The organism is Nocardia sp. NPDC056541 (assembly GCF_042794235.1).
In the GTDB taxonomy this organism is placed as follows: domain Bacteria; phylum Actinomycetota; class Actinomycetes; order Mycobacteriales; family Mycobacteriaceae; genus Nocardia.
Window position 1 is genome coordinate 129,115 of sequence record NZ_JBHTUD010000003.1, and the last position, 26,551, is coordinate 155,665.

The window sequence follows — 26,551 nt, forward strand, 5'->3', positions numbered from 1 at the left end:
CGTTTCTCTCGGTGTGACCGGGCTGGTAACCCGTTGAGAGAAAGGTAGAAATCTTTCCCCGCCTACCGATCCCAACTTTCGCGCTCGGCAACCGCCGCACCAGCCGCCGAAAATACCTATAACCTGGTCGGATGCGGAGACCGCGCGCCATGGTGCTCGATGAGGTGTGGCGAGGGCTCGACGGAGTCGACGCGCTGAGCGGGGCCGACGGCGGACCGTTGCGGCGGACGGTGAAGTTGATTCTCGATCCGCTGGTGCTGCGGCCGATGCAGCATCCCGGGCTGTCGTCGAGCATGCTCGACGAGGACGGGATCGCGCTGCTCACGGCACTGCTGCACGCGCAGTCCGATGCGCTGCGGGCGTGTGCGGCGTGGTTCGTCGTCCTGAAGCAGGTGCGGCGCAGGCTGCGGATCACCGAGGGCAACGCCCAGGATCTGTACTTCCAGCGCTGCTTCGAGCTGGCGACTGTGGACGGTGCGCCGGGCGACCGCGCGCACGCGAGGGCCGAGGCGACGCTGCGCGAAGTCCACGACAGCACCGGCGGGCGCACCACCGCCGCACTGAAACACCATGTCACCGACCCGGCTCGCGCGGCCGAACTGGCGCAACTGCTGGACATCGCCTGGGCCCGCCGCCCGCTCGCCCCTTACGGCGCAAGGGATCTGGCGGCCGAACTGACCGAGTTGCTCGAAGCCTGCACGCTCGCCCGTTCGGGAGATCCGGCCGATGCGGGGCCGCTGTTCGACGACATCGTCGACAGCGGTGCCGGCACCCGGCGCGGGATCGCCCTGTGGCTCACGCATCCCGACGCGGGCGCCGACGACCTGGGGCTCACCAGCTGTGCCAGCCCACAGCGCCCCGAGCTGGGCGCGTCCGCGTCGACCGCGAGCCTCGGTCTGCCCTTCGACCGGACCGTGTACGAGCGGGTCTTCACGGTGTTGCAGGGCAGCATCGATCGGACCGACCTCCCCGAGATTGCGGAGCTGGTCACGCGGGAGATCTCGCGTAGTTGTTCGCCATGGGGACTGCTCGACGAATCGCTGCGGGTCGCCGCGGCGGCGGGTACCGAACTGGCGCTGGGTCTCTCCCCGTTCGGTGCCCAGGCGGCGGTCGACCCGGCTCCTTCGTCGCGTGCGCACGACGTGGTCAACGGTCGCTGGCGGCGGGAAGGGTATGTGCTGCAGGCGCGTCGGTACGCGGTGCACGCGGTCGACGGGCAGACGGGACCGCTCGCGACGGTGGCCGCCGAGTTGCACGCGCCGTGGCGGCCGTATTCGCGCAGGTTGTGGGTGCGTTTGCACGGTCGGGATGTGCGCGAGCTGCCGGTGTTCGATCCCGGTGAGCTGTGGGATCTGCTCGACGGTGTCGCCCGGTCGGTGATCCTGGACCACCGCACCCGGGTGAAACAGGCGCTGACCGCCGACACCGTGGCCGATGTGGAAGCGAGGGCCAGCTGATGACAGTCGTCCACCTGCGCCGTGCGGAGCCGGGCTTGCTCGTGATCGCTCCGGAGCGGACGCCACTGGTCACCGATGCCGCGCCAGGGCTCGATGTGCTGGTTCTCGAGGTCGTGGGCGGGCATCTGAGCTGGAGCCTGTTCGACGACGAATCGGTGCCCGCCGCGGTACTCGATGACGTCGATGCCGCACAGGATTGGGTGTGGGCGGTGTACGGCGAAGAGGTCGCCTCGGCGCTCGCGGACAACCGGCCCGCAGCGCTGACAGCCGCGCCCGCTCGACGCGCGCCGGCGGCGGCCCTGCGACGACTCGCCTACGCGCACTGGGCGAGCCGGTGGTGGCCCGCGTCGACCATCGACGGCATTCCCGCCCTGGATCCGCGGCTGCTGGTCGAGGAAATCGGGATGCTCACCGCGCAATGCGAGATGGCGGTCGACGGCGATGACGGCGAGCACGGCACGGAGCGCGACGCCGGCTCGGGGAATCGCGGGTCGATGCCGGGCACGCAGGAAGACTTCGGGTTATCCGACTCCACCGACGAGCGAGGGCCGCTGGGCGAGTCGACAGGATCACGGGGCCGCGCGCAGGACTACGCCTTGGCGGCCGGCGGCGCCGACTCGTCCGACGGGCTGATCGTGGCGCGCGGCAGTGGTGGCTGGGACTGGCGACGGTGCCCGCCCGGCATTCTCGACGCGGGCGAGCACGCCGTGTCGTGGCAGGTGTCCCGCGCGGCCGGGGTATCGACGGTGCGGGTCAGCGTGGTCGCCGCGCCGGATTGCCGGCGACTCGTCCCCGAACACCTTCGGCCGCACGCGCGGGTTCGAGTGCGGCTGCCCGCCGACACCGAGCACGACCGGCCGGGACCCGATGTCGAGATGCCCTTGCACCTGCGGGGCGATGCCTGGACCGGCTCGGCGCGAATCCCCGGCACACCGGAAAACTCGCCGGAGATCACCGTTTTCGTGCCCGGTGTCGGTCCTGCCGATCCGCCGCAAGACGAGTCGGCCGCCCGGGAGCGGATCCGCCGATTCGCCCGCGCCCGGCTCACCGAACACACCGGCGACCAGCGCCTGAGCGCCGAAACAGCGGCCGCCGAAACAGACGAGGACTTCTGATGGCGGCCACGGGCAGGACATCCGATCGCGACGACGCCCAGCTCACCGCGGGGTACGCGGCCTATCAGCGTGGCGATGTGGTCGCGGCACTGGAGATCTTCGAGCGGGCGGCCGACGATGCGGCGCCGCGATTGCGCAGTGCCGCGCTGATCAATGCCGCGAGTATGGCCGACGAGCTCGGTGAGCATCGGCGCTCGGTGGTGCTGTTCCGAACGGCATTGGCGGAAATGCCCGACGATGCCGCACATCAGCGACCTGCGGCATTGGTGAATCTGTCGCAGGCCTTCCAGCATCTGGGCGAGTTCGATGCCGCGCAGGATGTGCTCGAGCAGGCGCGTGTGCTGCTCGCCGACAGCATCGATCAGGGGCTGCTGCGGGTGGCGTGCCTGCTGTCGCTGACGGCGGTCGCGCTGCACCGGCAGCAGTGGGCGCGCGCCGGTGAGCTGGCGGTCGAATCTCTCGGTGTGACCGAGCGTTTCGCGCCGGAGCTGGCCGGTCACCCGTTGATGAACCTGGCGGCCTGTTCCTTCGAGACCGGTCGCTGGGAACTGGCTATCGACTTCGCTCGGCAAGGGGTAGCCGCCTTCGCCGCGGCGGGCGAGGCCGCCTCGGTCGCGGAGTCGCAGCAGAATCTGGCCACGATGCTGGTGCGGGCCGGGCATTTCGACGAGGCCGAGGAGCCATTGCTGGCCAGTCAGAAGTTCTTCGAGGCCGGTGAACTGGGCCACTGGTCCGGGATCGGGTCGAAGACGATGGGTTTTCTCGCCGAACGCCGCAATGACTTCGCCACGGCGCGTGCGTATTACGAACGGGCACTGGATCGGTTCGACTCCACCGGCGCGGTGGTGGACGCGGCGGACATGCGGCTGCGCCTGGCCACCGTCGCCTGTGCGGAAGGCGATCTCGCTGCCGCCGAGCAGCTACTGGACACCTCGTTCGCGGCCTACGCCGCCCAGGGCCTCGGGATGCACTGCGCCCAGCTCGACTACTGGCACGCCGAACTCCTCCACACCTCGATCGAGCAAGCGGCACAACCGGATCCGGACCTGGTGGCCCGCGCGGTGTCCCTGGCGGTCCCCGCCGCCCTCGCCATCGACGCCGTCCGCCACACCCTCCCCAACGGCAACCAGCGTGAACACTGGCACCGCACCGTCGCCGAACCCGCCATGCGCGTTGCCTTCCGATGCGCCGCGCTCGCCGGAAACGGTCAACTGGTGAGCGATCTGATCGAGACACAGTGTGCTGGGACGACTCTCGATACCACCGCGTACTCCGACGTCACGGCGCCTGCCCTCGAGTTCCAGCTGTTCGATCCCGAGCCCGCCGAACAGATCACCACACCGGCCCTGCAACTCGGCGCCGCGCTCGCCGATGTCGCCGCCGCCGCGGGCATCCCCGTCGCGCCACCACCCCGGCTGACCGACCACGGCCGCATCGTCCTGGCGGACTTCATCTCCCACGCCGAGCAGCGCTACGGACGCCCCGTCCGCGACAGCCGGGTGATCGCGCTGTGAACGAGCCGGCAACGGGAACGCCTTCGGCTGCCGAACTCAGCAGTGTGCCGACAGCTTTCATCAGGCTGGCCGACGCGGGTGACGTGTACGTGTCGTGGCGATGGGCCGACGACGCGTTGGCGCGCGGCGTAGCGGTACTGCCCCGAGACCACGTGCGCGAGACACTGCGACTGCTCACCGACGCGGTACCCGACCCCGCGCGACCCGACGATCTGCGCCGGGTCATGACCGAGGGCGCACTGGTCGATCCCGAGGCGGAAAGTGCACTGGCGCAGGCTTTGTCACGCACCCTGCTGCCCTATGGGCTCGCCGTGCAGCTGTACGAACTGTCGCAGCGGGGGATTCGGCCACATCTGCGGATCCAGCCTTCACCCAGGCTGGCGCAGGTGCCGTGGGAGATCCTCGCCCCCGATGCGGGAATCCGGCTGCTGGACATCGCCGATATCAGCCTGCTCGCACCGGTCTCGGTGGTGCACGCGCCGGACCGAATCGCGCACCGCTGGAACGACACTCGCGAGCTACCCGTGGTCGCGGTACTCGATCCGCGCGTGCCGGGGTTTCGCGCCGACTCCGAACTCGGCTCGGTACTCGGCAGGCCGTCGGCGGAAACCCTGGTGGCACAACACTTCGGCCGCTACGGAGAGCGCGTGGTTCCCCGTGTCGACGACGCGGTGGAACTGTTCCGTCGCGCCGACACCGACCGCGACTGGTTGTCCGAGGTGCTGCGGGCGGGCGCGAGCCGACTCGTCTACGTCGGCCATGTCACCGCTCCCGCACCGGAATCGGGACGCAGCGAACACGCCGAGCTCCACCTCAGCTGCACCGCCGACACCCGGGGCTTCGCGGCGACGAACCGCACCCATCGCCCGCTCTCGGCGAAAGACCTCCTCCTCGGCACCCATACGCTCGACTCCACCCCCGTCCCCGGACGTGACCGGTGGCCGATGCCGAGCCGCGTCGCCCTCATCGCCTGCGAAAGCGGCGGCGATCTGCGTTTCACCGAGGCCCTCGGCCTCACCACCGCGGCCCTCTCGGCGGGCGCCGAACTCGTCACCGCCACCCGCTGGCCGCTGCCCACCGACCACGCCTTCCACACTCTCACCCCCACCACGGGCCACCCGCTGCAAGCCGCGGTCTGCGCCGTGGACACCGCTCACGATTCCTCCACACCCGTCCCCACCCTGCTGACCTGGCAGCGATCACAGTTGTCCGCATGGCGGGACGCTCCGGCGGCCGAGAACTCGCCCCTGCTCTGGGCCGCCTTCGCCACCGTCACCGACTGACCGGCTATTCGGGCAGTCCCAAACCCGCGGCCAGCACCGGCCACGACCGATAGAAGGCATCACGCCAATAGCCCCAGGAGTGCGTGCCGCTCGCCTGACGGTCGAAGGTGGCGGGAATCCCCAACTCGTCCAGCCGGGACTCGAGGTTGCGGGTGCACCAGTTGACCGCGGCCTCGATGATCCCGCCGACTACGAGCTGGTTGGCCAGGCCGAACGGCGTCGGATTCATCATGTACGGGTCGTCGATGCGGTCGTGCGGGCCCGGCAGGCCGGAGGCATCCGAGACGAACAGCCTGGTGCCGCGCAACTTCTCGGCGTGGACGACCGGATCGTTGGCGACCCAGGCCGGGTCGTCGTCGGCACCGTACATATTGCCGACGTCACCGCCGCCGTAGGTCTCCACGACCAGCTTGGTGAACTGCTTGCCGATCGGGTCCGAGATCTGCGCGCAGCCGCTGTAGCCGGCGACGGACTGGTAGAAACCCGGTTTGGCCTCGGCCAATTGCAGGACGGCCGTCGCGGTCATCGAGTTGGCGGCGATGGCGTTGACGCCGTTGGTGCCCAGTGCCGCGTCGACCAGCGGCGGGAGTTCGTCGAGGAGGAAGGTGCGCCATTTGTTGCGGCCGAGCGCCGGGTCGTCTTGCTGCCAGTCGGTGTAGTACGCCCAGGCGCCGCCGATCGGCATCACCACGTTGACGTCCTTGGTGGCGAGGAAATCGCCGACATCGGTGTTCTGCCACCAGGTCGCGCGGTCCTCGCCGCCCCCGGCGCCGTTGAGGAGGTAGAGCGCCGGGCGCGGCACAGAGGCGTCTTTCGGACGCTGCACCTTCACGGTGATGCCCTTGTTCATCGCGGCGGAGAAGACCAGCATGGTCAGATTTCGATCATCGACCCTGCTCGAGATGATATTCGAGCCGTTCGCGGTGGTCGGCGTCGCGAGGAGCTTCTTGGCTTCGACGATCGGATCGCGCCCGTCGGCCAGGCCGTTGCCCGCGCCGAAGGTGGCCGCGCACGCGGCCAGCACGCTGCCGACGACACCGAAAACCATTGTGCGCCTGATTGTTCTGCCCATCTACCGAGAATCCCCATCCGTGAATCGGCAGGCATGACGCAGGCCGCAGGCACAGACATTATCCGGGGAACCGATCGATCGTCGAGCCAGAGGTAATACGGGCAGCCGACCCCGCCGGGGCGGGGTCGGCCTGGTGGTCAGTGATCGTCGTAATGGTCCGCGTGGGCGGCGTGGCGGTGGCCGTCGTGGATGTAGTCGACGTGGTCGCCGTGCGGGACGGCGACATGACCACAACCGGGGCCGTGCTCGTGGGTGTGGGCGGTGTGCTCGACGTGTGCTGTGGTCTCGCACTCGTCGAAGTGGCCGTCGTGTTCGCGGTGCAGGTGGCCGTCGTGGACGTAGTCGACGTGGTCCTCGTGCGGAACGGCGACGTGGCCGCAAGTGGGGCCGTGGACATGGGTGTGCTGCGGGTGTTCGGCGTGCGTGGTGGTCATCGGCTCTCTCTTTCCGGTTTCCCGGAACGCGGTCCGGTACTGATCGAATGGAGCTCCAAGCACTTCCGACATTAGCAGTTGCGCATGCGTTGCTGCGAGGCCCCTTACCTGGTCAGAGGACCTGATCGAGGAAGCGGCGCAGGCGTGGGGTCTTGGCGTCGTCGAACAGGGCGTCGGGGGTGCCGGTCTCCACGACGACGCCCTGATCCATGAACACGACGCTGTCGGAGACCTCGCGGGCGAACCCCATCTCGTGGGTCACCACGATCATCGACATGCCGCCCGAGGCGAGGTCGGCCATCAGCGCCAGCACGCCCTTCACCAGCTCGGGGTCCAGCGCCGAGGTGGCCTCGTCGAAGAACATCAGCTCCGGTTTCATGGCCAGCGCGCGGGCGATGGCGACGCGCTGCTGCTGGCCGCCCGACAGCGAAGCGGGCCGGGCGTCGGCCTTGTCGGCCAGACCGACGATCTCGAGCTGTTCGATCGCCAGCGCGCGGGCCTCGTCGGCGGACAGGCCGCGCAGTTTGCGGGGGCCGAGCACGATGTTGTCGGCGACGGTCTTGTGGGGGAACAGGTTGAACTGCTGGAAGACCATGCCGATGCGCTGGCGCAGCTTGTCGGGGTTGTCCTTCAGCACCGACTTGCCGTCGAGCAGCACATCGCCGGAATCGGGTTCGTGCAGGCGGTTGAGCACACGCAGCAGCGTCGACTTGCCCGAGCCGGACGGGCCGATGACGGTGGTGGCGTGGCCCGCCTCGACGTGGATGTCGACACCGCGCAGGATGTGGTTGTTGCCGAGCGTCAGATTGAGCCCGGTGCCGGTCAGCGATGCACTCATGCCTCCACCTCGCTGGCGCTCGGTTCCGCCATGACTGCATATGCAGCTGTGCTGGTCTGCCGCTCGCTACGCTCGCTCATGCGCCTCGCCCTTCTGTGATGACTGCCTGCTCGATCGGGTCGGCGGGAGTGGGTCTGCCGGTGCGCATGCGCTGGTCGATGTAGTTGACCAGGTGGGTGAGCGGGATGGTGAGCACCAGATACATCAGGCCCGCCGCGACCAGCGGGGACAGATTGCCGGTCTGGGCGTTGAGGTCGCGGCCGACGGCGAACAGTTCACGCTGCGAGGCGAGCAGGCCGAGGAAATAGATCAGCGACGAGTCCTTGATCAGCGCGATGAACTGGTTCATCAGCGCGGGCAGCACCCGGCGCACACCCTGCGGGATCACCACCAGCGTCATCGACTGGCGGTACCCGAAGCCGATCGCGCGCGCGGCTTCGAGCTGACCGGGCTCCACCGACTGGATACCGGAGCGGAAGATCTCGCCGATATAGGCCGACGAGAGCAGCGCCAGCGCCACCGCGCCGAGCCAGTACGGGTTGCCGCCGGTGATATTGCGGACCACCGGGCCGATGCCGAGACCGATGAGCAGGATGATCACCACGGCGGGCAGGCCACGGAAGATGTCGGTGTAGACGCGGGCGGGCCAGCGCAACCAGCGGGTGCGGGAAATGCCCATCACCGCGAGCAACATGCCGATCGCGGTGCCGAGGACACCCGAGACCAAGGCCAGGATCAGGGTATTCGGCAGACCGGTCTTGATCAGATCGGGAAAAGCCTTGCGGTACAACGACCAGTCGAAGAACGTGTCCTTCAACTGTTGCAGCGTCGACTTCTGCGCGACCTGTTCGGTCTCGCCCGGCTGGTTCTCGGCCGCGAGCGCTTTGAAGTCCGGAAGCTGGGGTGTGGGCGCCGCTTTGGAGCCCGGCTTCCACCCCGGCGGGAGTTCACGGGGCACCCAATCGGCGTACAGACGGGCATAGGTGCCGTCCGCGATCACCGCGTCCAAGCCGGAGTTGAGTGCGTCGATCAGCGGCTGGTTGTTCTTGGCCACCGCGTAGCCGACGAAGTTGTCGAGGCTGAAGGTGTTCTGCGAGACCACGATTCCGTCGCCCGGTTTGATCGCGCCCTCGGCCTGCGCCGACGGTGCGACCCAGGCGTCGACCTGGCCGGACTTCAGATTCGCGTAGGCGGTGTTGTAGTCGGGGAACTTCACCGGATCCAGCTTCAGCTGGTTCACCACGAACTCGTCCTGCACGGTCCCCTGCACCACGGCGATGCGCGAGCTCTGGTTCAGGTCACCGAAGCCTTTCACCGCGCTGCCCTGCGGAACGACCAGGGAGAAGTAGCCGAAGTCGTAGCCGTTGGTGAAGCCGACCAGTTCGCGGCGGGCATCGGTGGTGGTGATGTTGGACGAGCCGACATCGAAACGCTTGCCCGATACCTGGGCGAGCAGGCCCGCGAACTCGGTGCCGGAGAACTCGACGCGCAGACCGAGTTTCGCGCCGATCGCGGTCAGGAGTTCGTTGTCGAAGCCGGTGAAGGCGCCCTCGCTGTTGACACAGATGCTGGGCGGCGCGTCGGACAGGGTGCCGACGCTCAGGGTGCCCGGGTTGAGCAGGCCGAGCTTCGTGGTGTCGATCGAGTCGACCGGCGCCGTTGTCGCGGTGGTGTAGCGATCGGCGCCCGCGGTTTCGCCCGCGGCCAGATTGGTCGGCGCGGCAGCGGCGGCGCTCGGTCCCGGTGGCGAACAGAGGTCGCGCGCGGAGCTGCTCTCGGAGCCGCCGCAACCGGTCGCCGCGACGCCGACGAGGAGCAAGAGGGCAGCGATCCGCGCCCGAGTTCGTACACCTGCCATGCCGATAGACCCTAGCCGCAACCTTGCACGGCGAAGGTTACGCAGCGCTGCGGCTCACGGTGTCGATCCACGGCGACAGCCGGTCGAGGCCCGGAAGCGGGTTCGCCGCAGCGTGATCGAAACTACGCGAGGCCCTCCAGGACGGCCGGGTTCGTCTCGTCACGCCATTCGATGGCGCGCCGGACTTCGGTGAGGTCGTAGCCAGGGCCGGAAACACCCACGGTGAACAGGGTGACGCCCGCATCGTGCAGCGCCTTCGCCTCGTCGCGACCCTGCCACTGCACCGAACGCTCGATCCGCGACTCGTCGGTACCGACGACGGCCGCGTGTTCGGCCAGCACTTTGTTCTTGCGGCCGAGAGTCGCCACGTCGGCGAAGGAGTGCCAGATGTCGGCGTACTCGGCGACCAGGCGCAGCGTCTTGCGCTCACCACCGCCGCCGATCAGGATCGGGATGTCGCGGACCGGCGGCGGGTTCAGCTTCCCGAGCCTGGCGGTGATGCGCGCCATGCTCTCCTTCAACAGGGTCAGCCTGCTGCCCGGCGTACCGAACTCGTAACCGTACTCGTCGTAGTCACGCTCGAACCAGCCCGCGCCGATGCCGAGGATCAGCCTGCCGCCGCTGATGTTGTCCACCGTGCGCGCCATATCCGCGAGCAGGTCGGGATTGCGGTAGCCGCCGCCGGTGACCAGCGCGCCGAGCTCGACCCGCTCGGTCTGCTCCGCCCACGCGCCGAGCATCGTCCAGCATTCGAAATGCGCGCCCGCCGGGTCGCCGGTGAGCGGGAAGAAGTGATCCCAGTTGAAGACAATGTCGACTCCGGCGTCCTCGGCCCGCAACACGGCATCGCGAATGAGCCCGTAATCAGGCGCGTGCTGCGGTTGAAGCTGGACTCCGATACGGACCGGACGACTCATCTCGCTGGCTCCTCGATGGCTCGGGTTGGCACCGCGACCGAGGCTACCCGGCACCGTTGTGGGCCGCTACGATCCCAGCGACCCACTACTCGGATCGTCCGGCACGTTCCTGCCGGGATGGGATGTTGATCTACGCATGGCTACCGTCACTTTCGACCGCGCTACCCGGCTCTACGCCGGTGCCACCAAACCCGCGGTCGACGCACTCGACCTGGAGATCGCCGACGGCGAATTCCTCGTACTCGTCGGACCCTCCGGGTGTGGCAAATCGACTTCGCTGCGCATGCTGGCCGGCCTCGAAGAGGTCAACGCCGGGTGCATCCGGATCGGCGACAAAGACGTGACCAACGCCGAACCCAAGGAACGCGATATCGCGATGGTGTTCCAGAACTACGCGCTCTACCCACACATGTCGGTCGCGGAGAACATGGGCTTCGCGCTGAAGCTGGCCAAGGTGTCCAAGGCCGAGCGCGACGAGCGGGTGCTCGAGGCAGCCAAGCTCCTCGACCTCGAGCAGTACCTCGACCGTAAGCCGAAGGCGCTCTCGGGCGGACAGCGGCAGCGCGTGGCGATGGGGCGCGCGATCGTGCGGCAGCCGCGGGTGTTCCTGATGGACGAGCCGCTGTCGAACCTCGACGCGAAGCTGCGCGTGCAGACCCGGACCCAGATCGCCCAGTTGCAGCGCCGGCTCGGCACCACCACCGTCTACGTCACGCACGACCAGGTCGAGGCGATGACGATGGGCGACCGGGTGGCGGTCCTCAAGGACGGCCTGCTCCAGCAGTGCGCCTCGCCGCGCGACCTCTACCGCGATCCGGCGAACATGTTCGTCGCCGGGTTCATGGGTTCGCCCGCGATGAACCTGTTCACCCTCCCCGTCACCGACGGGGCCGTCACCATCGGTGGCTACCCGGTACGGGTGCCGCGCGCGGTGGCCGACGCGGGAGAGGGCTCCGTGGTCCTCGGCATCCGCCCCGAACATCTCGAGGTCGGCGACGGCGGCCTCGAATTGGAGGTCGACGTCGTGGAGGAGCTGGGCTCCGACGCCTACGTCTACGGTCGCGCCCTCTCGGCGGGCGCCGGCGGGCAGACCGGGGAAACGATTGTGGCGCGCGTGGATTGGCGCAACCCGCCGTCCAAGGGCGATCGCCTCTGCCTGACCACCGACCCCGAACACGTGTACTTCTTCAGCGTGGACGGCAAGCGCCTGCGCTGATTCGGATGCGCGGGCGGCTCGTGGCTCGAGTCGCCCGCGCACGATTGCGCTGTGCGCGTAGACGCTCGGCTCGATTCCGGTGCGGCCCTATGCTGATGCTCGGACCCGGTGATCGCCGGGCGGGTTTGTCGACATGGGGTAGTGACATGCGCATAGCAGTACTCGGCACCGGCCAGGTCGGTCGACGGCTGGCGAGCAAGCTGGTCGAGGTCGGGCACACGGTGACGATGGGGTCGCGGACCGCCGACAATGCCGACGCCACCGCGTGGGCAGCCGAAACCGGCGGGGCGCACGGCACTTTCGCCGAGGCGGCGGCAGCGGCCGAACTGATCGTGAATGCGACATCGGGCACGGTATCGGTAGCGGCGCTCACCGCGGCCGGGTCGGACAATCTCGCGGACAAGATCATCGTCGACGTCTCCAACGCACTCGACTTCTCGCAGGGCTTTCCGCCGAAACTCGTTGTCCCCGAGGCGGGCAGCGTCGCCGAGGAAATCCAGCGGGCCTTTCCGGCCACCCGCGTGGTGAAGACGCTCAACACCACCAACAACCAGGTGATGGTCGACCCGGCCCGAATTCCCGGACAGCACACCATCTTTCTCAGCGGTGACGACGCCGATGCCAAGTCGCAGGTGGCGCGGCTGCTGAACTCCTTCGGCTGGGCTGACGAACAGCTGATCGACCTCGGCGCGCTCAACACGGCCCGCAGCACCGAGCCGGTCGTCCTGCTGTGGGTCAGCCTGTTCCAGGCCCTCGGCACGGAGGACGTGACGATCGGCGTGTTCAGCGCCTAGCTGTCCGGGTTCTTCCTTCGGCGTTCGGCGCGGTCGCGAAGGTAGTCCTCGTTGACTCGGACCGCCAGGCGTTCCAGGGGGATCTCGGTGCCGTCGGAGGTGCGCAGGTCGACGCGGACCGGTTCGCCGGTTTCCGCGTCTACCCGCAGCAGGGGTGGCGGGCCCGGCTGGAGGTAGGCGTCGCCCCATTGCCAGAGGGCCACGACTGCGGGGAGCAGGTCCCGGCCCATCTGGGTGAGGGCGTATTCGTGCCGGGTGCGCTTGCCTTCCTCCTGGTAGGGGCGTTTTTCCAGGAGGCCGGCGGCGGTGAGTTTGCGGAGTTGGGCCGCCGCGGCGGCGTCGGTGATGCCCACTCGGTGGGCGAAGCCGTCGAAGCGGCGGGTGCCGTAGTAGGCCTCGCGCAGGATGAGCATCGCGGAGCGGGTGCCGATGAGGTCCATGGCTCTGGCGATCGAACAGCCCGCCGTTTCCCATTTACTGAGATCGGCCAGGGGTCCTTCCATCACGGCTGCCATGAGAGACATCATAGCCAATCTGACTTGAGTCGATGATAGTTAGGATCTAAGCTGGCTATTGTCAGATAGAGCCAGCGTTGGCGAAAGAGGACTTCCATGCGAGACGCGGTCATCGTCGAAGCGGTACGCACCCCGATCGGGCGGGGCAAGCCGAACGGCGCACTTCACGACGTTCATCCGGTCGATCTGCTGGCCCACAGCCTGCGGGCGGTGGTCGAGCGCAGCGGGATCGATCCGGCGCTCATCGACGATGTGATCGGCGGCATCGTCACCCAGGTCGGGGAGCAGGGATCGAATATGACCCGGCGGGCCGCGCTGGCCGCCGGATATCCGGAATCCGTGCCCGCCACGACAGTGGACCGGCAGTGCGGCAGCAGTCAGCAGGCGATTCACTTTGCCGCACAGGGGGTTATCGCGGGCGCGTACGACATCGTGGTCGCCGCCGGAGTGGAATCGATGGGGCGAGTTCCCATGGGCGCCAACCTGGTCGGCGCCACCGACCTGTCGGGCATCGCCTTCTCGCAGCGTTATCCCGAGGACCTCGTCCCACAGGGAATCAGCGCCGAACTCATCGCCGCGAAATGGGGTCTGACGCGAACCCAGCTCGACGAATTCGCTCTCGGCAGTCATGAAAAGGCCGCTCGGGCAACCAAAGACGGACTCTTCACCGCGGAACTCGCACCGATCAACGGGCTGACCACGGATGAGGGAATCCGGGTCGGCAGCACCATCGACACCCTCGCGAAACTGAAGCCCGCCTACTACGACCCCGCGATGGCGACGCGGTTCCCGCAGATCGGCTGGGAGATCACCGCCGCCTCCGCCAGCCAGGTCAGCGACGGGAGTTCCGCCGTTCTGATCATGTCCGGCGAACGCGCCGAGCAGCTCGGCCTGCGGCCGCTGGCCCGCCTGCACAGCTTCTCGGTCGCGGGCGACGACCCGTTGCTGATGCTCACCGCGGTCATTCCGGCCACCGAGAAGGTGCTGCGCCGGGCTGGTCTGGACATCGGCGACATCGACCTGTTCGAGATCAACGAGGCGTTCTCGCCGGTTGTGCTGGCGTGGGCGAAAGAGACCGGGGTGGACATGAGCCGGGTCAACGTGCACGGTGGGGCGATCGCGCTCGGGCATCCGCTGGGCGCTTCGGGGGCGCGGTTGATGACCACGCTGGTCCACGCGATGCAGCAGCGTGGAGCGCGCTACGGGCTGCAGACCATGTGCGAAGCGGGTGGCCTGGCCAACGCCACCATCATCGAACGCCTGTGACACCGGACGGCGGCGCTCACCGTGAGCGCCGCCGTTCGTCTCGACCCGCGTAGCGAGATCTACGATCGGTCGGGTGAGCACCGAACTGTTTGTTTATGCGATTCCGTTGCGGACACGGTTTCGGGGGATCACTGTGCGCGAGGGGATGTTGATCCGGGGCGAATTGGGGTGGGGCGAGTTCTGCCCGTTTCCCGAATACGACGATCGCGAAGCGGCCGGGTGGTTGGCTACCGCCGTCGAACAGGTGACAGTGGGGTGGCCGGCCCCGGTGCGTGATCGGATTCCGGTGAATTGCACCGTGCCCGCGGTGGATCCCACCCGAGCCCGCCGAATTGTTCGGGAATCCGGTTGCGCGACCGCGAAAGTGAAAGTGGCGGATCACCCCGACTCGCTGAGCGAGGATGTGGCTCGGGTGGCCGCGGTGCGCGAAGCGATCGGGGAATCCGGGGCCGTTCGGATCGACGCGAACGCGGTGTGGGACGTGGAAACCGCCGTCCGCCATATCGGAGAGATCGACAAAGCCGCCGGGGGTTTGGAATACGTAGAACAGCCGTGCCGAACCGTGGCGGAATTGGCCGAGGTGCGTCGGCGGGTTTCGGTGCCGATCGCGGCCGACGAGTCGATTCGCCGGGCCGAGGACCCGATGCGGGTGGCGGTGGCCGGCGCCGCTGACGTGGCGGTACTCAAGTGCACGCCGCTGGGTGGGGTCCGGCGGGCATTGGCGGTCGCCGGGGCGGCCGGGCTGCCGACCGTCGTCTCGTCGGCGCTCGAGACCAGCGTCGGCCTGTCGGCGCAGCTGGCGTTGGCGGGCGCGCTGCCCGAGCTCGAATTCGCCTGTGGATTGGGCACTCTCGCACTGTTCGAAGGTGATCTCGTCACAGCGTCGTTGCTGCCGGTCGACGGATGGTTGCCGGTCCCGGCCTCGCCACCGGAACCCGACCCCACATTGCTGGACAAATACCGACACCCCGATCCAGACCGTGCCGACTGGTGGCTGCGACGCTACGAGCGAGTCAGCGCCTTGCTCGAAGACCGCTGAGCGAGCAAATCCCTAGCCGAACCGAACACCGCATCCGGCGAAAGTGGCCCGGATCAGCAATGCGGCCTCCGGGCCGATCACACCGTTCACCAATTCGATATAGCGGCTACAGAATTCGGGTCCGTGTGGTGCCTGCGCCGAATCGGGCGCCAGGTGGTGGGCGAGTTCATGCAGGACCACCAGTTCGCGAAGCGCCCATGCGGTGGAGCCGGTGTGCAGCGGGACGGCGAGGACGGCGCTCTCCGGCTCGTAGTGAGCGGCCGCGGCACCACCCCGGGCCCGGACCCTGATCGATACCGCGGCTCGCTCCCATTGCGCGCGAACCCAATTCAGTGCCAGCACCTTGTCCGCGTAGCTCTGTACCGACTCCACGGAGGCGAAGCGTCGCTCCACCGGCAACGTCAGTTGCGAGCCGTAGACCTCGACCGTCCGGTGGCCGAACTCGTCGGCACGATCGAATACCCCACGCACCAGCTGCTCACCGTCATAGACCTTGGCACGCTGGCTGTCGCGCTGCGGCCGTGGCGAACTACCCGGCGCCACAGCCCTGCCCGCCGCTCCCCACCGGGAACGCACCGCCGAGCGGGCCGCCGACGGCCCGGCGAAGTGCCGACAGCCCGGTCGATCTCATCGGCCCGACAGCTTTCCGCGTGCGGCAGGCAGTTCCGGTGAGGTGCCGAGGCGGGCGGTACGGCCCGCTCGGTCGCCCGCGCGACGAGCCGCGGCGGAGTGCCCGGTGGAGGTCTGCGGCCCACGCCAGGTTCCGCGCGCCTCGGAGGTGGCCGTGTAGAAGTCTGTGAGGGCTACTTCTTTGTCCCGCAATGCCAGGGCGGTCCCCGTCGATTCGGACACCGATTCCTCGGCGACGACTTCGGCTTTCACCTCGGCCAACCGCGCACCGATGCGGGCGGCGAAGGCCATCTGGAAGTTGAGCCGCGCGGTGACGCCCGCGACCGGCGCCTCCACCTTGCGGCGGACAGAACGGCCGAGACGCTTCTCGGTGACGACCTTGACCACTGTCGCCTCGCGGTAGGCGCCGGATTTGATGTAGTGGTCCGACGCGCGGACCATCTGGATGAGCAGACTCGCGTAGAGCGCTTCGCAGGTGTCGATGTCGGCGGCGAAACCGTAGGCGTAGACCTGGGCGGAAGTACGGGCGACATCGCAGCGAACGTCGTTGGCCGTAGCGATCGCCACGAACAGCTGGACGTAGGTACGCAGACCTTTTCGGCCCGGTTCGCCGATCGGGATGATCCGCTGCACCGGCGCCGACCTGCGCTCGCGCGAGGCCACATGTGAGCGCGCCACCGCGAGATCGATCGAGGATTTCGTCGCCAGTCGCTGGGCCGCGGCGAGGAAGGCCTCGGCCTCGTGCGCGTTGTCGGTGGACTCGGCCTTGCGCAGCAAACCGCCGATGCGGGTGAGCATCCGATCGGGCGTAGCGGCCGGCGAGGGACTTGTCACAAGCAATGACCCTAAGCCACCACACCGACAGAAAAACTGTGCAAGTCTGTGCCCGTTCTCGGCAGCCTCGATCCGGACCGACCGAAGGGTGCGACGACGGAGTGCCCGTAGGAAGGGAAGATCGAGGCCTCCCAGGCCGAGAACACGCGGCGCCCGCGCCGCCGAGAATCCTGTATGTTGCCTGTTGCACCGCACGGTGTGCTGCTGCTCACGTCTTGACCCTGGAGTGTCTGCGATGGCCTTGAAGTTTGTCCCCAGAGCGACGATGGCTGCTGCCTCGATCGCGTTGCTCACCGCGACGTTCGCCAGCGGTTGTTCCAGTGACGACGGGGGCAACGCACTCGACCAGAACCTGACGGGCCGCGGCCCGATCACCTACGTCGAGGGCAAGGACACCACCGAAACCGGTGTGGTCAAGCAGCTCATCGACCGCTGGAACGCCGCGCACCCGAACGAGCAGGTGACGTTCAAGGAGCAGTCGGCCGACGGCACCCAGCAGCACGACGACCTAGCCGAGCACTTCCGCGCCAAGCAGGACGGCTACGACGTGGTCGCCCTCGACGTGCCGAACACCGCCGAATTCGCGGCCAAGGGCTGGATCCAGCCGCTCGAGGACAGCTTCGCGATCGACACCGCGCCGCTGCTCGCGCCGACCGTGGCCAGCGCCACCTACAACGGCAAGCTGTACGCGGCGCCGAAGAACACCAACGGCGGTCTGCTGTACTACCGCAAGGACCTGGTGCCCAACCCGCCCAAGACCTGGACCGAGATGCTCGGCCAGTGCCAGGTGGCCCGCGACAACAACATCGGCTGCTACGCCGGTCAGCTCGCCCCCTACGAGGGCCTGACCGTGAACACCTCCGAGGTCATCAACGCCTTCGGCGGCAGCTTCGTCGGCGCCGACGGCAAAACCCCCACCGTGAACAGCCCGGAGTCGAAGGCGGGCCTGAAGGTCCTCGTCGACGCCTACAAGAACGGTGACATCCCCAAGGAAGCCATCACCTTCAAGGAAGGCGAGAGCGCCAGCGCGTTCGAGTCGGGCAAGCTGCTGTTCCTGCGCAACTGGCCCTACCTCTTCGCCCAGGCCTCCGCCGAGGGCTCCGCGGTGAAGGACAAGTTCGGCGTCGCCCCGCTGCCGGGCAACACCGGCGTCGGCGCCTCCACCCTCGGCGGCTACAACGCCGCGATCAGCGCGTTCTCCAAGAACAAGGCCACCGCCGCCGACTTCGTTCGCTACCTGATCAGCGAAGAGGCGCAGCAGATCATCGCCTCGGGCTCGCTGCCCTCGGTGCGCTCCTCGCTCTACGACGACCCGGCCCTGATCGCGAAGATGCCGTACCTGCCCACGCTGAAGGAATCCATCGCCAGCGCCGTCCCGCGTCCGGTGACCCCGTTCTATCCCGCGGTGTCGAAGGCCATCCAGGACAACGCCTATGCTGCCCTCAACGGCACGAAGTCCGTCGACGACGCGGTCGCCGGCATGCAAAAGGGCATCGAGACCGCCGGTTCGTAGCGGTACGCGCAGCGGACCCGACCAGACCGTAGGAGAGTAGTAACGGTGTCGGATCCTTCGGGAGCCAAGCAGCGCGGGCTAGCGCTGCAACTGCGACAATCCGGCAAGGCGTGGCTGTTCGTCGCGCCCGTGCTTGTCGCGCTGGCCGTGGTCATCGGATATCCGGTGGTCGAGGCGATCTGGATGTCCTTCTCGAAGGACTCCGGCATCGACCCGGCCACCGGGATGTTCGTCGAGGGCGGCAGCGCCGGATTCAGCAACTACACCCACTGGCTGCTGCAGCAGTGTGGGTCGCTGAACGGCACGGTGTCGTGCCCCACCGGCACGCTCGGCTCGCAGTTCTGGTCGGCGGTCGGGATCACCCTGTTCTTCACCGTGGTGATGGTGTCGATCGAGGCCCTGCTCGGGCTCGGCATGGCCATGGTGATGGGCAAGACCTTCCGCGGCCGGGCGCTGTTGCGCGCCGCCGTGCTGATCCCGTGGGCGATTCCCACCGCGGTCACAGCGCGACTGTGGGAGTTCATGTTCCAGTACGACGGCGTGGTGAACCGGGTGCTCGGCACGCACATCCTGTGGACCTCGGACATGTGGGCGTCGCGGTTCGCGGTGATCGCGGCCGATGTGTGGAAGACGACGCCGTTCATGGCCCTGCTGATTCTGGCTGGGCTGCAAGTGATTCCGGCCGACGTGTACGAGGCGGCCAAAGTCGACGGCGCGACTGCCTGGCAGCGGTTCGTCCACATCACGCTGCCGTTGCTCAAGCCCGCGCTGCTGGTCGCGGTCCTGTTCCGCACCATGGACACGCTGCGCATCTACGACCTGCCCGCGATCATGACGCTGGGCAACCCGGCGACGAACACGCTGTCGATCCTGGTGGTCGAGCAGGTGCGCCAAGGGCCCAACAGCGCCGCGGCACTGTCGGTGATCACCTTCCTGCTCGTCTTCGCGATCGCGTTCATCCTGGTGAAGGTGCTGGGCGCCAACGCTGTTCGCACGCAAGAAGACCAGCGGAAGGCGAACTGATGAGCATGTCGATGACGAAAGAACCTGTCGCGGAATCGAAGACGCTGCCGGTGCAGCCGGTGTCGTGGCGCAAGCGGATCGGCACGGTGCGGCTCTATCTCGGTGTCGCCATCGTGCTGGTGTGGGGCCTCGGCCCGTTCTACTGGATGGCCGTGGTGGCGTTCCGCGACCCGGCCCACACCTTCGACAGCACCCCGTGGCCCACCCACGTGACGCTGGAGAACTTCCGCAACGCCTTCGACACCAGCCGCGGCAACAACTTCGGCAAGGCACTGCTCAACAGTGTGATCATCGGATCGGCGACCACCGCCGTGGCGCTGATCCTCGGTGTGCTCGCGGCCTACGCGCTGGCCCGGATGGCCTTCGCGGGCAAGTACCTGGTCTCGGGACTGATCCTGTCGGCGTCGATGTTCCCGGCCGTCGTGCTGGTGACGCCGCTGTTCCAGCTGTTCACCGATATCGGCTGGATCGGCCAGTACCAGGCGATGATCATCCCGAACATTTCCTTCGTACTGCCGATGACGGTCTACATCCTGGCCTCGTTCTTCGCCGAACTGCCGTGGGAGCTCGAAGAGGCCGCGCGCATCGACGGCGCGAGCAAGTTCCAGGCCTTCCGGTTGATCATGCTGCCGCTGGCCGCGCCCGCGGTGTTCACCACCGCGATCCTGGCGTTCATCGCCTCGATCAACGAGTACCTGCTGGCCCGGTTGCTCTCGGGCGACGACACCAAGCCGGTGACGGTCGCCATCGCGAGCTTCTCGGGCAACGACCCGCTGGTGCAGCCGTATGCGGCCATCATGGCGGCGGGCGTGATCGTCACCGTGCCGCTGGTGATCATGGTGCTGATTTTCCAGCGTCGCATCATCTCCGGTCTCACCGCGGGCGGCGTCAAGAGCTGACCTGCCGGGTTCTGCCGCCCACGCCGGGTAGAGTCGCCTGCACCGATATCGACGTCGGTGCAGGTGAGTTCTTCTGCTCGCTCCGAAAGGAGATGGTGTGGCCTCCCAGCGCGGGCGCGGGCGTTCCGATGGGGACGTTCCGTATACCTCGATTGCCGGGTTCCGCGATCCGCTGGCGAAAGAGCAGAAGCCGGCCAAGGGCGCGGCGCGACGGGCACAGGCCGCCCGACTGGCCGCCACCGACGGGTCCGGCGACCCGCCCCCGGAACGCAAGCCACGCACCAGGGGTCAGCGCATCCGGCGGTTGCTGCTCGCGCTCTTCGTGATCTTCGTGTGTGTGCCCGCGCTGCTGTTCGTCGCGGTGTACTGGAGTTCGGAGATCCCCGAACCGGCGGAGGTCGCGGTCGAACAGCCCGCGACCGTCCTCGCCGCCGACGGCACCACCGTGCTGACCAAATTCATTCCGCCACAGGGCAATCGGATTCCCATCCCGCTCACCGATGTGCCGTTCCCGGTGCGGGACGCCGTGCTGGCGGCCGAAGACCGCACCTTCTATACGAACGCCGGTTACTCGACGAGCGGCTTCCTGCGCGCCGCTCGCGACAATGTGACGGGTCAGGACAACGCGGGCGGCGGCTCGACGATCACCCAGCAGTACGTGAAGAACGCCTTCCTGAGCTCCGAGCGCACCGTCACCCGCAAGATGCGGGAGTTGATCATCGCGGCCAAGATGGCGCGGCAGTGGAGCAAGGACGAGATCCTGTCCGCCTACCTCAACACCATCTACTTCGGGCGCGGGGCGTACGGGATCGCGTCCGCGGCGAAGGCCTATTTCGACAAGCCGGTGCCGGACCTGACGCTCGCGGAGGGGGCCGTCTTGGCGGCGGTGATCCGCTCGCCCTCGGTGCTGGACCCGGAGAACCATCTCGATCAGCTGCGGGCACGCTGGCAGTACGTGCTCGACGGGATGGTCGAGATGAAAGCGCTCGCGCCCGGCGACCGGGACGCGACGGTGTTCCCGCCGATCATCCCGCTCGACGACGTGCCCGCGGAGTCGGCCGCGCTCGGACCGGAAGGCCATATCCGCACCCAGGTGCTGCGCGAACTGCGGGCCGCGGGCCTCGACGACGCCGACATCAATACGGGCGCACTGCAGATCACCACCACCATCGACGCCGCGGCCCAGGCTGGCGCGGTCGATTCGGTGCGTGAGCGGCTGTCGTGGCAACCACCGGAGCTGCGCTCGGCCGTGGTGTCGATCGATCCGCGCAGCGGGGCCGTGCGGGCCTACTACGGCGGCGAGGACGGGACCGGGTTCGATTTCGCGCAGGCGCCGCTCCAAACCGGTTCCGCGTTCAAGGTTTTCGCGCTCGTCGCCGCCCAGCGGCAAGGCATCCCGGTGACGCGGGCGATGGACAGCTCGCCCATCACCGACCGCGGTACCGAGATCACCAACGTCGAGGGTGATTCGTGCGGACGCTGCTCGCTCGCCGAGGCGCTCAAACGCTCGCTGAACACCAGCTTCTACCGGCTCACCATGACGATGGCCGACGGCCCGCGCTCGATCGCCGAGGCCGCGCACCTGGCCGGCATCCCCGAGTACATTCCCGGCGTCGAGGGCATGAGCCTGTCGGAGCCGGACGGTTACCCGCTCAACGGGATCGTGCTCGGCCAGTACCTGGTGCGACCCATCGACATGGCGTCGGCGTACGCGACGCTGGCTGCCTCGGGGGTCTATCACCAGCCGTACTTCGTGCAGAAGGTGAGCACCGGGGACGGGCGGGTGCTGCTCGACCGCAGCTGGGAAACCGCGACAGGCAAGCGACATTCGGAGCCCGAACAGCGGATCACCCCGGCGATCGCAGATGCCACCACCGCCGCGATGCTGCCGATCGCCAACTACTCCAACGGCCACGGCCTCGCCGACGGCAGGCAGTCGGCGAGCAAGACCGGAACCACCCAGCTCGGCGAGACCAAGGACAACAAGGACGCGTGGATGGTGGGGTACACGCCCTCACTGTCCACCGCGGTGTGGGTGGGCACCGAGCACCCCCAGCCGCTGCGCACCGGTCGCGGTGGGGCTGTCTGGGGTTCAGGGCTGCCCGCCGACATCTGGAAGCAGTCGATGGACGCCGCGCTGGCCGGAACGCCGGTCGAACAGTTCGAAGTGCAGCCGGTGCCGAGCCCGCCGCTGGTGCCATCGCCGGGCACCGGACCGGCGCCGACACCGGGCGGCGGCTTCGACATCTTCGGTCCGCCGACGAACTCACCGCGCCCCGCGCCGCCGCCGCTGATCATCATCCCGCCCGCACCGACGCCCGTCGTCCCCGGTGAGCTGTTCCCCGGACTCGGCGGCGAAGGGCCGCGATAGATCACGAGTTGGCGCAGCCGGACCCGACTACCCTGAGGACATGGCAACATCGTTGCCCAGAGCGCGAACCGCCCGACCAGGGGTCGAATGATCCCGGCGCGGAACCTGTCGGACCGATACGGGAGGATGTGCGGTCGGTACCGACATGCGACGACACTAGACATAGGGGCTACGCAGGTGGATTTCAATGTCGTTGACCGTCCCGAGACGCTGATCGCGGGCACGGTGCTTCGCAGTCCGGCGCTCGCCGTCGAGGGGCCGCGCCGCGCCAAAGTGGTCGAGGCGTGGGCGAACCTGCGGGCGAGAACGTTACCGGGGCCGGTCGCGACGGGGTATGTCGATTTCGCGCCGGAGATCAATTCCTACCTCACCCACATCGTCGGCTACGAGTGCAAGACTCTCGCCGACCTGGAGGTAGGCGACGTGCTCGGCCGGATTCCGGCCGGCCGCTACGCGCGATTCGTGGCCAGCGGCGACAACCTCGGCGACACCATCGTCGGGCTCTGGCGCCAGGTGTGGGACGCGGAGGCCGCAGGTGAATTCGTGCGTGCCTATACCGGCGATTGCGAGCAGTATCCCGACGAACGCACGGTCGAGATCTTCGTGTCGCTGACCGAGGAGAAGGACAGCTGATGGCCGTGGATTTCGAAATCGTCACCCTCGCCGACGGTTTGATCGCGGGTCTCACCGTGCCGTTGGCCGGGCGTGAAGTGACCGCGCGCGATCTCGACCTGGTGAACTTCACCTGGGATCGGTACCTGTCGCGGGAGAAGACGGTGCCTCGCGCGGCCGCCTATATCGGTCAGAACGATCATGCGGTGGCCGTGCTCGGCTACGAGGTCGGCGGCTTGGACGACATCGACGAAGGCGACGTGCTCACCCGCATTCCCGCGGGTCGCTACGCCAAGTTCGTGGTCGCGGACAAGCCCTACGATCTGCTGCGCACCGCGTGGGCGCAGGTGATCAAGGCCGAGAACGCCGGCACCATCACCCGCTCGCACACGGCCGAGCTGGAGCGCTACACCGGTCCGACCTCGGTCGAGGTGTACGTCTCCCTGGACTGAAGACGACAAGAGCCGGTGTGCACGAGAGTTCGTGCGCACCGGCTCTTTTCGTTCAGTGACTAATCGGCACCGATGATGAACGCCTCGAGCTGAGTGCGCGCCACATCGTCGGCGATCTGCACCGGCGGGGACTTCATCAGGTAGGCCGAGGCCGGGATGACGGGTCCGCCGATGCCGCGGTCCTTGGCGATCTTCGCCGCGCGGACAGCGTCGATGATGATGCCCGCCGAGTTCGGCGAGTCCCACACCTCGAGCTTGTACTCCAGGTTCAGCGGAGCATCGCCGAACGCACGACCCTCGAGGCGCACGTAGGCCCACTTGCGGTCGTCGAGCCACTCCACGTAGTCCGAGGGACCGATGTGGACGTTGCGGTCGTGGACCTTGCCCGCGAGCGCCCCGGTGAGGTTCGAGGTGACGGCCTGGGTCTTGGAGACCTTCTTCGACTCCAGACGCTCACGCTCGAGCATGTTCTTGAAGTCCATGTTGCCGCCGACATTGAGCTGGTAGGTGCGATCGAGCACCACGCCGCGGTCTTCGAACAGCTTGGCCATCACGCGGTGGGTGATGGTCGCGCCGACCTGCGACTTGATGTCGTCACCGACGATCGGGACACCGGCGTCGACGAACTTCTGCGCCCAGACCGGGTCGGAGGCGATGAAGACCGGCAGCGCGTTGACGAAGGCGACGTTCGCGTCGATCGCGCACTGCGCGTAGAACTTGTCGGCCTCTTCGGAACCGACGGGCAGGTACGAGACCAGCACGTCGACCTCAGCGTCTTTGAGCGCCTTGACCACGTCGACCGCGGGCGCCTCGGACTGCTCGATGGTCTGCGCGTAGTACTTGCCGATGCCGTCGAGGGTCGGGCCACGCAGGACCGTCACGTCGGTCGGCGGCACGTCGGAGATCTTGATGGTGTTGTTCTCGCTGGCGAAGATGGCCTCGGCCAGGTCGAAGCCGACCTTCTTGGCGTCGACATCGAACGCGGCCACGAACTTCACGTCACGGACGTGGTAGCTACCGAACTTGACGTGCATGAGGCCGGGAACGACCTGGTTCTCGTCGGCATCCTTGTAGTACTGCACGCCCTGCACCAGCGACGATGCGCAGTTGCCCACACCGACGATCGCGACGCGAACTTCGCCGGATCCAACCTTGTTGACATCACTCATGGCCGCTCTTTCCCTCTTTCTGTGGTGCCGCCTTCGTCGATTGCTCCGCCGCAATCAACTCGTTGAGCCAGCGCACTTCGCGCTCGCTTGATTCCAATCCGAGCTGGTGGAGCTGCTTGGTGTAGCGATCCAGTGACCCGCTGGCCTTCTTGATCGCTTCCCGCAGACCCTCTCGGCGCTCCTCGACCTGACGACGTCTGCCCTCCAGAATCCGCATTCTCGCCTCGGCGGGAGTGCGGCTGAAGAAGGCAAGGTGAACGCCGAAGCCGTCATCGGTGTAGTTCTGCGGACCGGTGTCGGCAAGGAGTTCGGAGAACCGTTCCCGGCCGACCGGCGTGAGCCGGTAGACGCGGCGCGCACGGCGCGCGAGCGCGCCGTCCGGAAGCTCCTCGGCGATCAACCCGTCGGCCTGCATTCTGCGCAGCGTCGGGTAGAGCGAACCGTAGGAGAAGGCCCGGAACGCTCCGAGCAGGCCCGTCAACCGCTTGCGCAGCTCGTAACCGTGCATGGGCGCGTCGAGGAGCAGGCCGAGAATCGCCAATTCGAGCACTGCCGACCTCACTCCCTGACTATGTCGACCTGAAAGGCCGAACAGACCTAACCGTGGATGCGACTTACAACTATATCGGAGCGATACATCTACGCACAGTCGAATGTGACGCATGCGTCATCGACGCAGGTCAGCGCGGAGACAGGAATCAGGGGGTCAGCGGGCGGATCGCGCGCGGATCGCCATCGAAGGCGAGTTCGAGACGGCGCCGAGTGGCCCCTCGGCGTAGGCCGCGTCAAGCACGGTCGACGCCTGTGCGCGATTGATGTCACGTGCGCGCAGCACCGAATCGACGGCTGCCCGTCGCCGCCCGGATTCAGCCATGGCCGTGGGTCACCTCACCTGCGAAGACACCCGGATGAACCCCGGTATCGGGAGTTCAGTCCGGGAGATCGGATCAAACGATGCCGTGGGCACGCGTATCCGAACCCCGCTACTCTGGTGATCGTGCGAATTCAGCGGCAGGTGGTGGACTATGCGCTCCGGCGCCGGTCGCTGCTGGCCGATGTCTACGCGGGGCGGGTCGGCGTCGCCGAGGTGTGCGACGCGAACCCGTATCTGCTCCGGGCCGCGAAGTTTCACGGCCGGGGTAGTGAGGCGACCTGCCCGATCTGCCGGAAAGAGCAGCTGACGTTGGTTTCGTGGGTGTTCGGCGATGGGCTCGGCCAAGCGGCCGGGTCGGCGCGGACGCCCGAGGAACTGATTCGGATGGCCGAGTCGAACGAAGAATTCTCGGTGCATGTCGTCGAGGTCTGTCGCTCGTGCAGCTGGAATCACCTGGTGCAGTCGTACGTGCTCGGCACGGCGCCCGCCCCCGCCCGGCGACGGACGAGTTCGCGAGCCCGGCGCTCTGCTGCCGAATGATGGCGTGTGGAGCGACGCGGCTGCGCAGTGACGGGCGGCCCAAACAAGTGATGGTGGCCACCGCGTGATGCGCCACTGTTCGGGGTGCACCCTCTCCGCGCCGGTACTCCGGCGCGGATGTCGTGTGCCCGAACCTTACAAGTTATGGAGATCTGGTCAGTGAGTTCGCCCTACGAGTCCTCCCCCCACGGCGATGATCCGCGCGGCGGCCGTCCGGCTCGGGGTGCGCAATCAGGTCTCCCCCCGCAGTCGGGTGATCGGCCCGGTGGTCCCCCGCCGCGTCGGCCGATGCCGCCCACCGGTCCGCGCCCGCAGG

At 67.7% G+C, this 26,551-nt stretch carries 26 protein-coding genes; 15 read left to right on the top strand and 11 right to left on the bottom strand.

What is annotated here, in order from left to right; genetic code table 11:
• Positions 1 to 149 precede the first annotated feature (149 nt).
• The 4 genes from ACFQ9R_RS06120 to ACFQ9R_RS06135 are packed head-to-tail and all read left to right on the top strand — an operon-like array spanning position 150 to position 5,369.
• The gene (locus ACFQ9R_RS06120) at positions 150 to 1,457 is read left to right on the top strand and encodes a hypothetical protein (protein ID WP_378989537.1); all 1,308 of its coding nucleotides are present in this window, start codon (positions 150 to 152) and stop codon (positions 1,455 to 1,457) included.
• Positions 1,457 to 2,572 (top strand): hypothetical protein, encoded by a 1,116-nt coding sequence (locus ACFQ9R_RS06125; protein WP_378989243.1) that lies wholly within the window; start codon positions 1,457 to 1,459, stop codon positions 2,570 to 2,572. Before ACFQ9R_RS06120 ends, ACFQ9R_RS06125 begins: the two co-directional genes overlap by 1 nt.
• Complete coding sequence (locus ACFQ9R_RS06130; protein WP_378989244.1) at positions 2,572 to 4,086, top strand: tetratricopeptide repeat protein; 1,515 nt, start codon at positions 2,572 to 2,574, stop codon at positions 4,084 to 4,086. The genes ACFQ9R_RS06125 and ACFQ9R_RS06130 overlap by 1 nt, the downstream gene beginning before the upstream one ends.
• Before the next feature lie 44 nt (positions 4,087 to 4,130).
• On the top strand, positions 4,131 to 5,369 hold the full coding sequence (locus ACFQ9R_RS06135) for a CHAT domain-containing protein (protein WP_378989245.1): 1,239 nt from the start codon (positions 4,131 to 4,133) through the stop codon (positions 5,367 to 5,369).
• A 4-nt stretch (positions 5,370 to 5,373) separates the two neighbouring features.
• Here ACFQ9R_RS06135 and ACFQ9R_RS06140 read toward each other — a convergent pair whose 3' ends face one another.
• The 5 genes from ACFQ9R_RS06140 to ACFQ9R_RS06160 all read right to left on the bottom strand — a co-directional run bounded on the left by ACFQ9R_RS06140 (position 5,374) and on the right by ACFQ9R_RS06160 (position 10,488).
• Positions 5,374 to 6,441 carry an alpha/beta hydrolase gene (locus ACFQ9R_RS06140; RefSeq protein ID WP_378989246.1) on the bottom strand — a complete coding sequence of 356 codons (1,068 nt, stop codon included), beginning with the start codon at positions 6,439 to 6,441 and terminating at the stop codon, positions 5,374 to 5,376.
• A gap of 137 nt (positions 6,442 to 6,578) precedes the next feature.
• A complete protein-coding gene (locus ACFQ9R_RS06145; RefSeq protein WP_378989247.1) occupies positions 6,579 to 6,875 on the bottom strand; it encodes a hypothetical protein in 297 nt (98 codons plus the stop codon).
• A 112-nt stretch (positions 6,876 to 6,987) separates the two neighbouring features.
• Entirely contained in the window at positions 6,988 to 7,713 is a 726-nt protein-coding gene (locus ACFQ9R_RS06150; protein ID WP_301904090.1) for an amino acid ABC transporter ATP-binding protein, read from the bottom strand.
• A gap of 76 nt (positions 7,714 to 7,789) precedes the next feature.
• Complete coding sequence (locus ACFQ9R_RS06155) at positions 7,790 to 9,571, bottom strand: ABC transporter substrate-binding protein/permease (protein WP_378989248.1); 1,782 nt, start codon at positions 9,569 to 9,571, stop codon at positions 7,790 to 7,792.
• 122 nt (positions 9,572 to 9,693) lie between these two features.
• Positions 9,694 to 10,488, bottom strand: a complete 795-nt coding sequence (locus ACFQ9R_RS06160; RefSeq protein ID WP_378989249.1) for an LLM class F420-dependent oxidoreductase — start codon at positions 10,486 to 10,488, stop codon at positions 9,694 to 9,696.
• A gap of 136 nt (positions 10,489 to 10,624) precedes the next feature.
• Between ACFQ9R_RS06160 and ACFQ9R_RS06165 the strand changes: the two genes are divergently transcribed.
• Both ACFQ9R_RS06165 and ACFQ9R_RS06170 read left to right on the top strand, forming a co-directional pair.
• Positions 10,625 to 11,704, top strand: a complete 1,080-nt coding sequence (locus tag ACFQ9R_RS06165) for an ABC transporter ATP-binding protein (protein WP_378989250.1) — start codon at positions 10,625 to 10,627, stop codon at positions 11,702 to 11,704.
• 146 nt (positions 11,705 to 11,850) lie between these two features.
• Positions 11,851 to 12,498, top strand: coding sequence for an NADPH-dependent F420 reductase (locus ACFQ9R_RS06170; RefSeq protein WP_378989251.1), 648 nt, complete (start codon positions 11,851 to 11,853; stop codon positions 12,496 to 12,498).
• On the opposite strand, the gene ACFQ9R_RS06175 is transcribed toward ACFQ9R_RS06170, so the two are convergent.
• On the bottom strand, positions 12,495 to 13,025 hold the full coding sequence (locus tag ACFQ9R_RS06175; RefSeq protein WP_378989252.1) for a winged helix-turn-helix transcriptional regulator: 531 nt from the start codon (positions 13,023 to 13,025) through the stop codon (positions 12,495 to 12,497). The two genes, ACFQ9R_RS06170 and ACFQ9R_RS06175, sit on opposite strands and share 4 nt — an antisense overlap.
• A gap of 84 nt (positions 13,026 to 13,109) precedes the next feature.
• On the opposite strand from ACFQ9R_RS06175, the gene ACFQ9R_RS06180 reads away from it, so the two are divergent.
• Together ACFQ9R_RS06180 and ACFQ9R_RS06185 are read left to right on the top strand one after the other, a co-directional pair.
• The gene (locus tag ACFQ9R_RS06180; protein ID WP_378989253.1) at positions 13,110 to 14,279 is read left to right on the top strand and encodes a thiolase family protein; all 1,170 of its coding nucleotides are present in this window, start codon (positions 13,110 to 13,112) and stop codon (positions 14,277 to 14,279) included.
• Positions 14,280 to 14,352: 73 nt separating this feature from the next.
• A complete protein-coding gene (locus ACFQ9R_RS06185) occupies positions 14,353 to 15,318 on the top strand; it encodes an o-succinylbenzoate synthase (protein ID WP_378989254.1) in 966 nt (321 codons plus the stop codon).
• A 12-nt stretch (positions 15,319 to 15,330) separates the two neighbouring features.
• On the opposite strand, the gene ACFQ9R_RS06190 is transcribed toward ACFQ9R_RS06185, so the two are convergent.
• Both ACFQ9R_RS06190 and ACFQ9R_RS06195 read right to left on the bottom strand, forming a co-directional pair.
• On the bottom strand, positions 15,331 to 15,861 hold the full coding sequence (locus ACFQ9R_RS06190; protein WP_378989255.1) for a TIGR04338 family metallohydrolase: 531 nt from the start codon (positions 15,859 to 15,861) through the stop codon (positions 15,331 to 15,333).
• A gap of 84 nt (positions 15,862 to 15,945) precedes the next feature.
• On the bottom strand, positions 15,946 to 16,746 hold the full coding sequence (locus ACFQ9R_RS06195) for a DUF2786 domain-containing protein (RefSeq protein WP_378989538.1): 801 nt from the start codon (positions 16,744 to 16,746) through the stop codon (positions 15,946 to 15,948).
• Positions 16,747 to 17,017: 271 nt separating this feature from the next.
• On the opposite strand from ACFQ9R_RS06195, the gene ACFQ9R_RS06200 reads away from it, so the two are divergent.
• From ACFQ9R_RS06200 to ACFQ9R_RS06225, 6 genes are all read left to right on the top strand, one after another.
• A complete protein-coding gene (locus ACFQ9R_RS06200) occupies positions 17,018 to 18,295 on the top strand; it encodes an ABC transporter substrate-binding protein (RefSeq protein WP_056823877.1) in 1,278 nt (425 codons plus the stop codon).
• A gap of 45 nt (positions 18,296 to 18,340) precedes the next feature.
• Complete coding sequence (locus tag ACFQ9R_RS06205) at positions 18,341 to 19,318, top strand: carbohydrate ABC transporter permease (protein ID WP_378989256.1); 978 nt, start codon at positions 18,341 to 18,343, stop codon at positions 19,316 to 19,318.
• Between the two features lie 11 nt (positions 19,319 to 19,329).
• A complete protein-coding gene (locus tag ACFQ9R_RS06210) occupies positions 19,330 to 20,217 on the top strand; it encodes a carbohydrate ABC transporter permease (RefSeq protein ID WP_378989257.1) in 888 nt (295 codons plus the stop codon).
• 97 nt (positions 20,218 to 20,314) lie between these two features.
• Entirely contained in the window at positions 20,315 to 22,588 is a 2,274-nt protein-coding gene (locus ACFQ9R_RS06215; RefSeq protein WP_378989258.1) for a transglycosylase domain-containing protein, read from the top strand.
• 177 nt (positions 22,589 to 22,765) lie between these two features.
• Positions 22,766 to 23,221 carry a GyrI-like domain-containing protein gene (locus ACFQ9R_RS06220; protein ID WP_358066940.1) on the top strand — a complete coding sequence of 152 codons (456 nt, stop codon included), beginning with the start codon at positions 22,766 to 22,768 and terminating at the stop codon, positions 23,219 to 23,221.
• A complete protein-coding gene (locus ACFQ9R_RS06225) occupies positions 23,221 to 23,652 on the top strand; it encodes a GyrI-like domain-containing protein (protein WP_378989259.1) in 432 nt (143 codons plus the stop codon). The genes ACFQ9R_RS06220 and ACFQ9R_RS06225 overlap by 1 nt, the downstream gene beginning before the upstream one ends.
• Positions 23,653 to 23,711: 59 nt before the next feature.
• Here ACFQ9R_RS06225 and ACFQ9R_RS06230 read toward each other — a convergent pair whose 3' ends face one another.
• The 3 genes from ACFQ9R_RS06230 to ACFQ9R_RS06240 all read right to left on the bottom strand — a co-directional run bounded on the left by ACFQ9R_RS06230 (position 23,712) and on the right by ACFQ9R_RS06240 (position 25,695).
• Positions 23,712 to 24,821, bottom strand: coding sequence for an inositol-3-phosphate synthase (locus ACFQ9R_RS06230; RefSeq protein ID WP_378989260.1), 1,110 nt, complete (start codon positions 24,819 to 24,821; stop codon positions 23,712 to 23,714).
• Complete coding sequence (locus ACFQ9R_RS06235) at positions 24,814 to 25,371, bottom strand: PadR family transcriptional regulator (RefSeq protein ID WP_056823890.1); 558 nt, start codon at positions 25,369 to 25,371, stop codon at positions 24,814 to 24,816. Before ACFQ9R_RS06235 ends, ACFQ9R_RS06230 begins: the two co-directional genes overlap by 8 nt.
• A gap of 156 nt (positions 25,372 to 25,527) precedes the next feature.
• Complete coding sequence (locus ACFQ9R_RS06240; RefSeq protein WP_378989261.1) at positions 25,528 to 25,695, bottom strand: hypothetical protein; 168 nt, start codon at positions 25,693 to 25,695, stop codon at positions 25,528 to 25,530.
• Positions 25,696 to 25,818: 123 nt separating this feature from the next.
• On the opposite strand from ACFQ9R_RS06240, the gene ACFQ9R_RS06245 reads away from it, so the two are divergent.
• Entirely contained in the window at positions 25,819 to 26,235 is a 417-nt protein-coding gene (locus ACFQ9R_RS06245; RefSeq protein ID WP_170112103.1) for a DUF5318 domain-containing protein, read from the top strand.
• The last annotated feature ends 316 nt before the right edge of the window (positions 26,236 to 26,551 follow it).

Excerpts from the sequence above, each read along its gene's own strand:
- ACFQ9R_RS06175 (WP_378989252.1), bottom strand. The coding sequence starts at position 13,025 with ATGATGTCTCTCATGGCAGCCGTGATGGAAGGACCCCTGGCCGATCTC.
- ACFQ9R_RS06120 (WP_378989537.1), top strand. The coding sequence starts at position 150 with ATGGTGCTCGATGAGGTGTGGCGAGGGCTCGACGGAGTCGACGCGCTG.
- ACFQ9R_RS06240 (WP_378989261.1), bottom strand. The coding sequence starts at position 25,695 with ATGGCTGAATCCGGGCGGCGACGGGCAGCCGTCGATTCGGTGCTGCGC.
- ACFQ9R_RS06180 (WP_378989253.1), top strand. The coding sequence starts at position 13,110 with ATGCGAGACGCGGTCATCGTCGAAGCGGTACGCACCCCGATCGGGCGG.
- ACFQ9R_RS06225 (WP_378989259.1), top strand. The coding sequence starts at position 23,221 with ATGGCCGTGGATTTCGAAATCGTCACCCTCGCCGACGGTTTGATCGCG.
- ACFQ9R_RS06130 (WP_378989244.1), top strand. The coding sequence starts at position 2,572 with ATGGCGGCCACGGGCAGGACATCCGATCGCGACGACGCCCAGCTCACC.
- ACFQ9R_RS06170 (WP_378989251.1), top strand. The coding sequence starts at position 11,851 with ATGCGCATAGCAGTACTCGGCACCGGCCAGGTCGGTCGACGGCTGGCG.
- ACFQ9R_RS06140 (WP_378989246.1), bottom strand. The coding sequence starts at position 6,441 with ATGGGCAGAACAATCAGGCGCACAATGGTTTTCGGTGTCGTCGGCAGC.
- ACFQ9R_RS06145 (WP_378989247.1), bottom strand. The coding sequence starts at position 6,875 with ATGACCACCACGCACGCCGAACACCCGCAGCACACCCATGTCCACGGC.
- ACFQ9R_RS06125 (WP_378989243.1), top strand. The coding sequence starts at position 1,457 with ATGACAGTCGTCCACCTGCGCCGTGCGGAGCCGGGCTTGCTCGTGATC.
- ACFQ9R_RS06165 (WP_378989250.1), top strand. The coding sequence starts at position 10,625 with ATGGCTACCGTCACTTTCGACCGCGCTACCCGGCTCTACGCCGGTGCC.
- ACFQ9R_RS06155 (WP_378989248.1), bottom strand. The coding sequence starts at position 9,571 with ATGGCAGGTGTACGAACTCGGGCGCGGATCGCTGCCCTCTTGCTCCTC.
- ACFQ9R_RS06160 (WP_378989249.1), bottom strand. The coding sequence starts at position 10,488 with ATGAGTCGTCCGGTCCGTATCGGAGTCCAGCTTCAACCGCAGCACGCG.
- ACFQ9R_RS06200 (WP_056823877.1), top strand. The coding sequence starts at position 17,018 with ATGGCCTTGAAGTTTGTCCCCAGAGCGACGATGGCTGCTGCCTCGATC.
- ACFQ9R_RS06210 (WP_378989257.1), top strand. The coding sequence starts at position 19,330 with ATGACGAAAGAACCTGTCGCGGAATCGAAGACGCTGCCGGTGCAGCCG.
- ACFQ9R_RS06195 (WP_378989538.1), bottom strand. The coding sequence starts at position 16,746 with ATGCTCACCCGCATCGGCGGTTTGCTGCGCAAGGCCGAGTCCACCGAC.
- ACFQ9R_RS06150 (WP_301904090.1), bottom strand. The coding sequence starts at position 7,713 with ATGAGTGCATCGCTGACCGGCACCGGGCTCAATCTGACGCTCGGCAAC.
- ACFQ9R_RS06230 (WP_378989260.1), bottom strand. The coding sequence starts at position 24,821 with ATGAGTGATGTCAACAAGGTTGGATCCGGCGAAGTTCGCGTCGCGATC.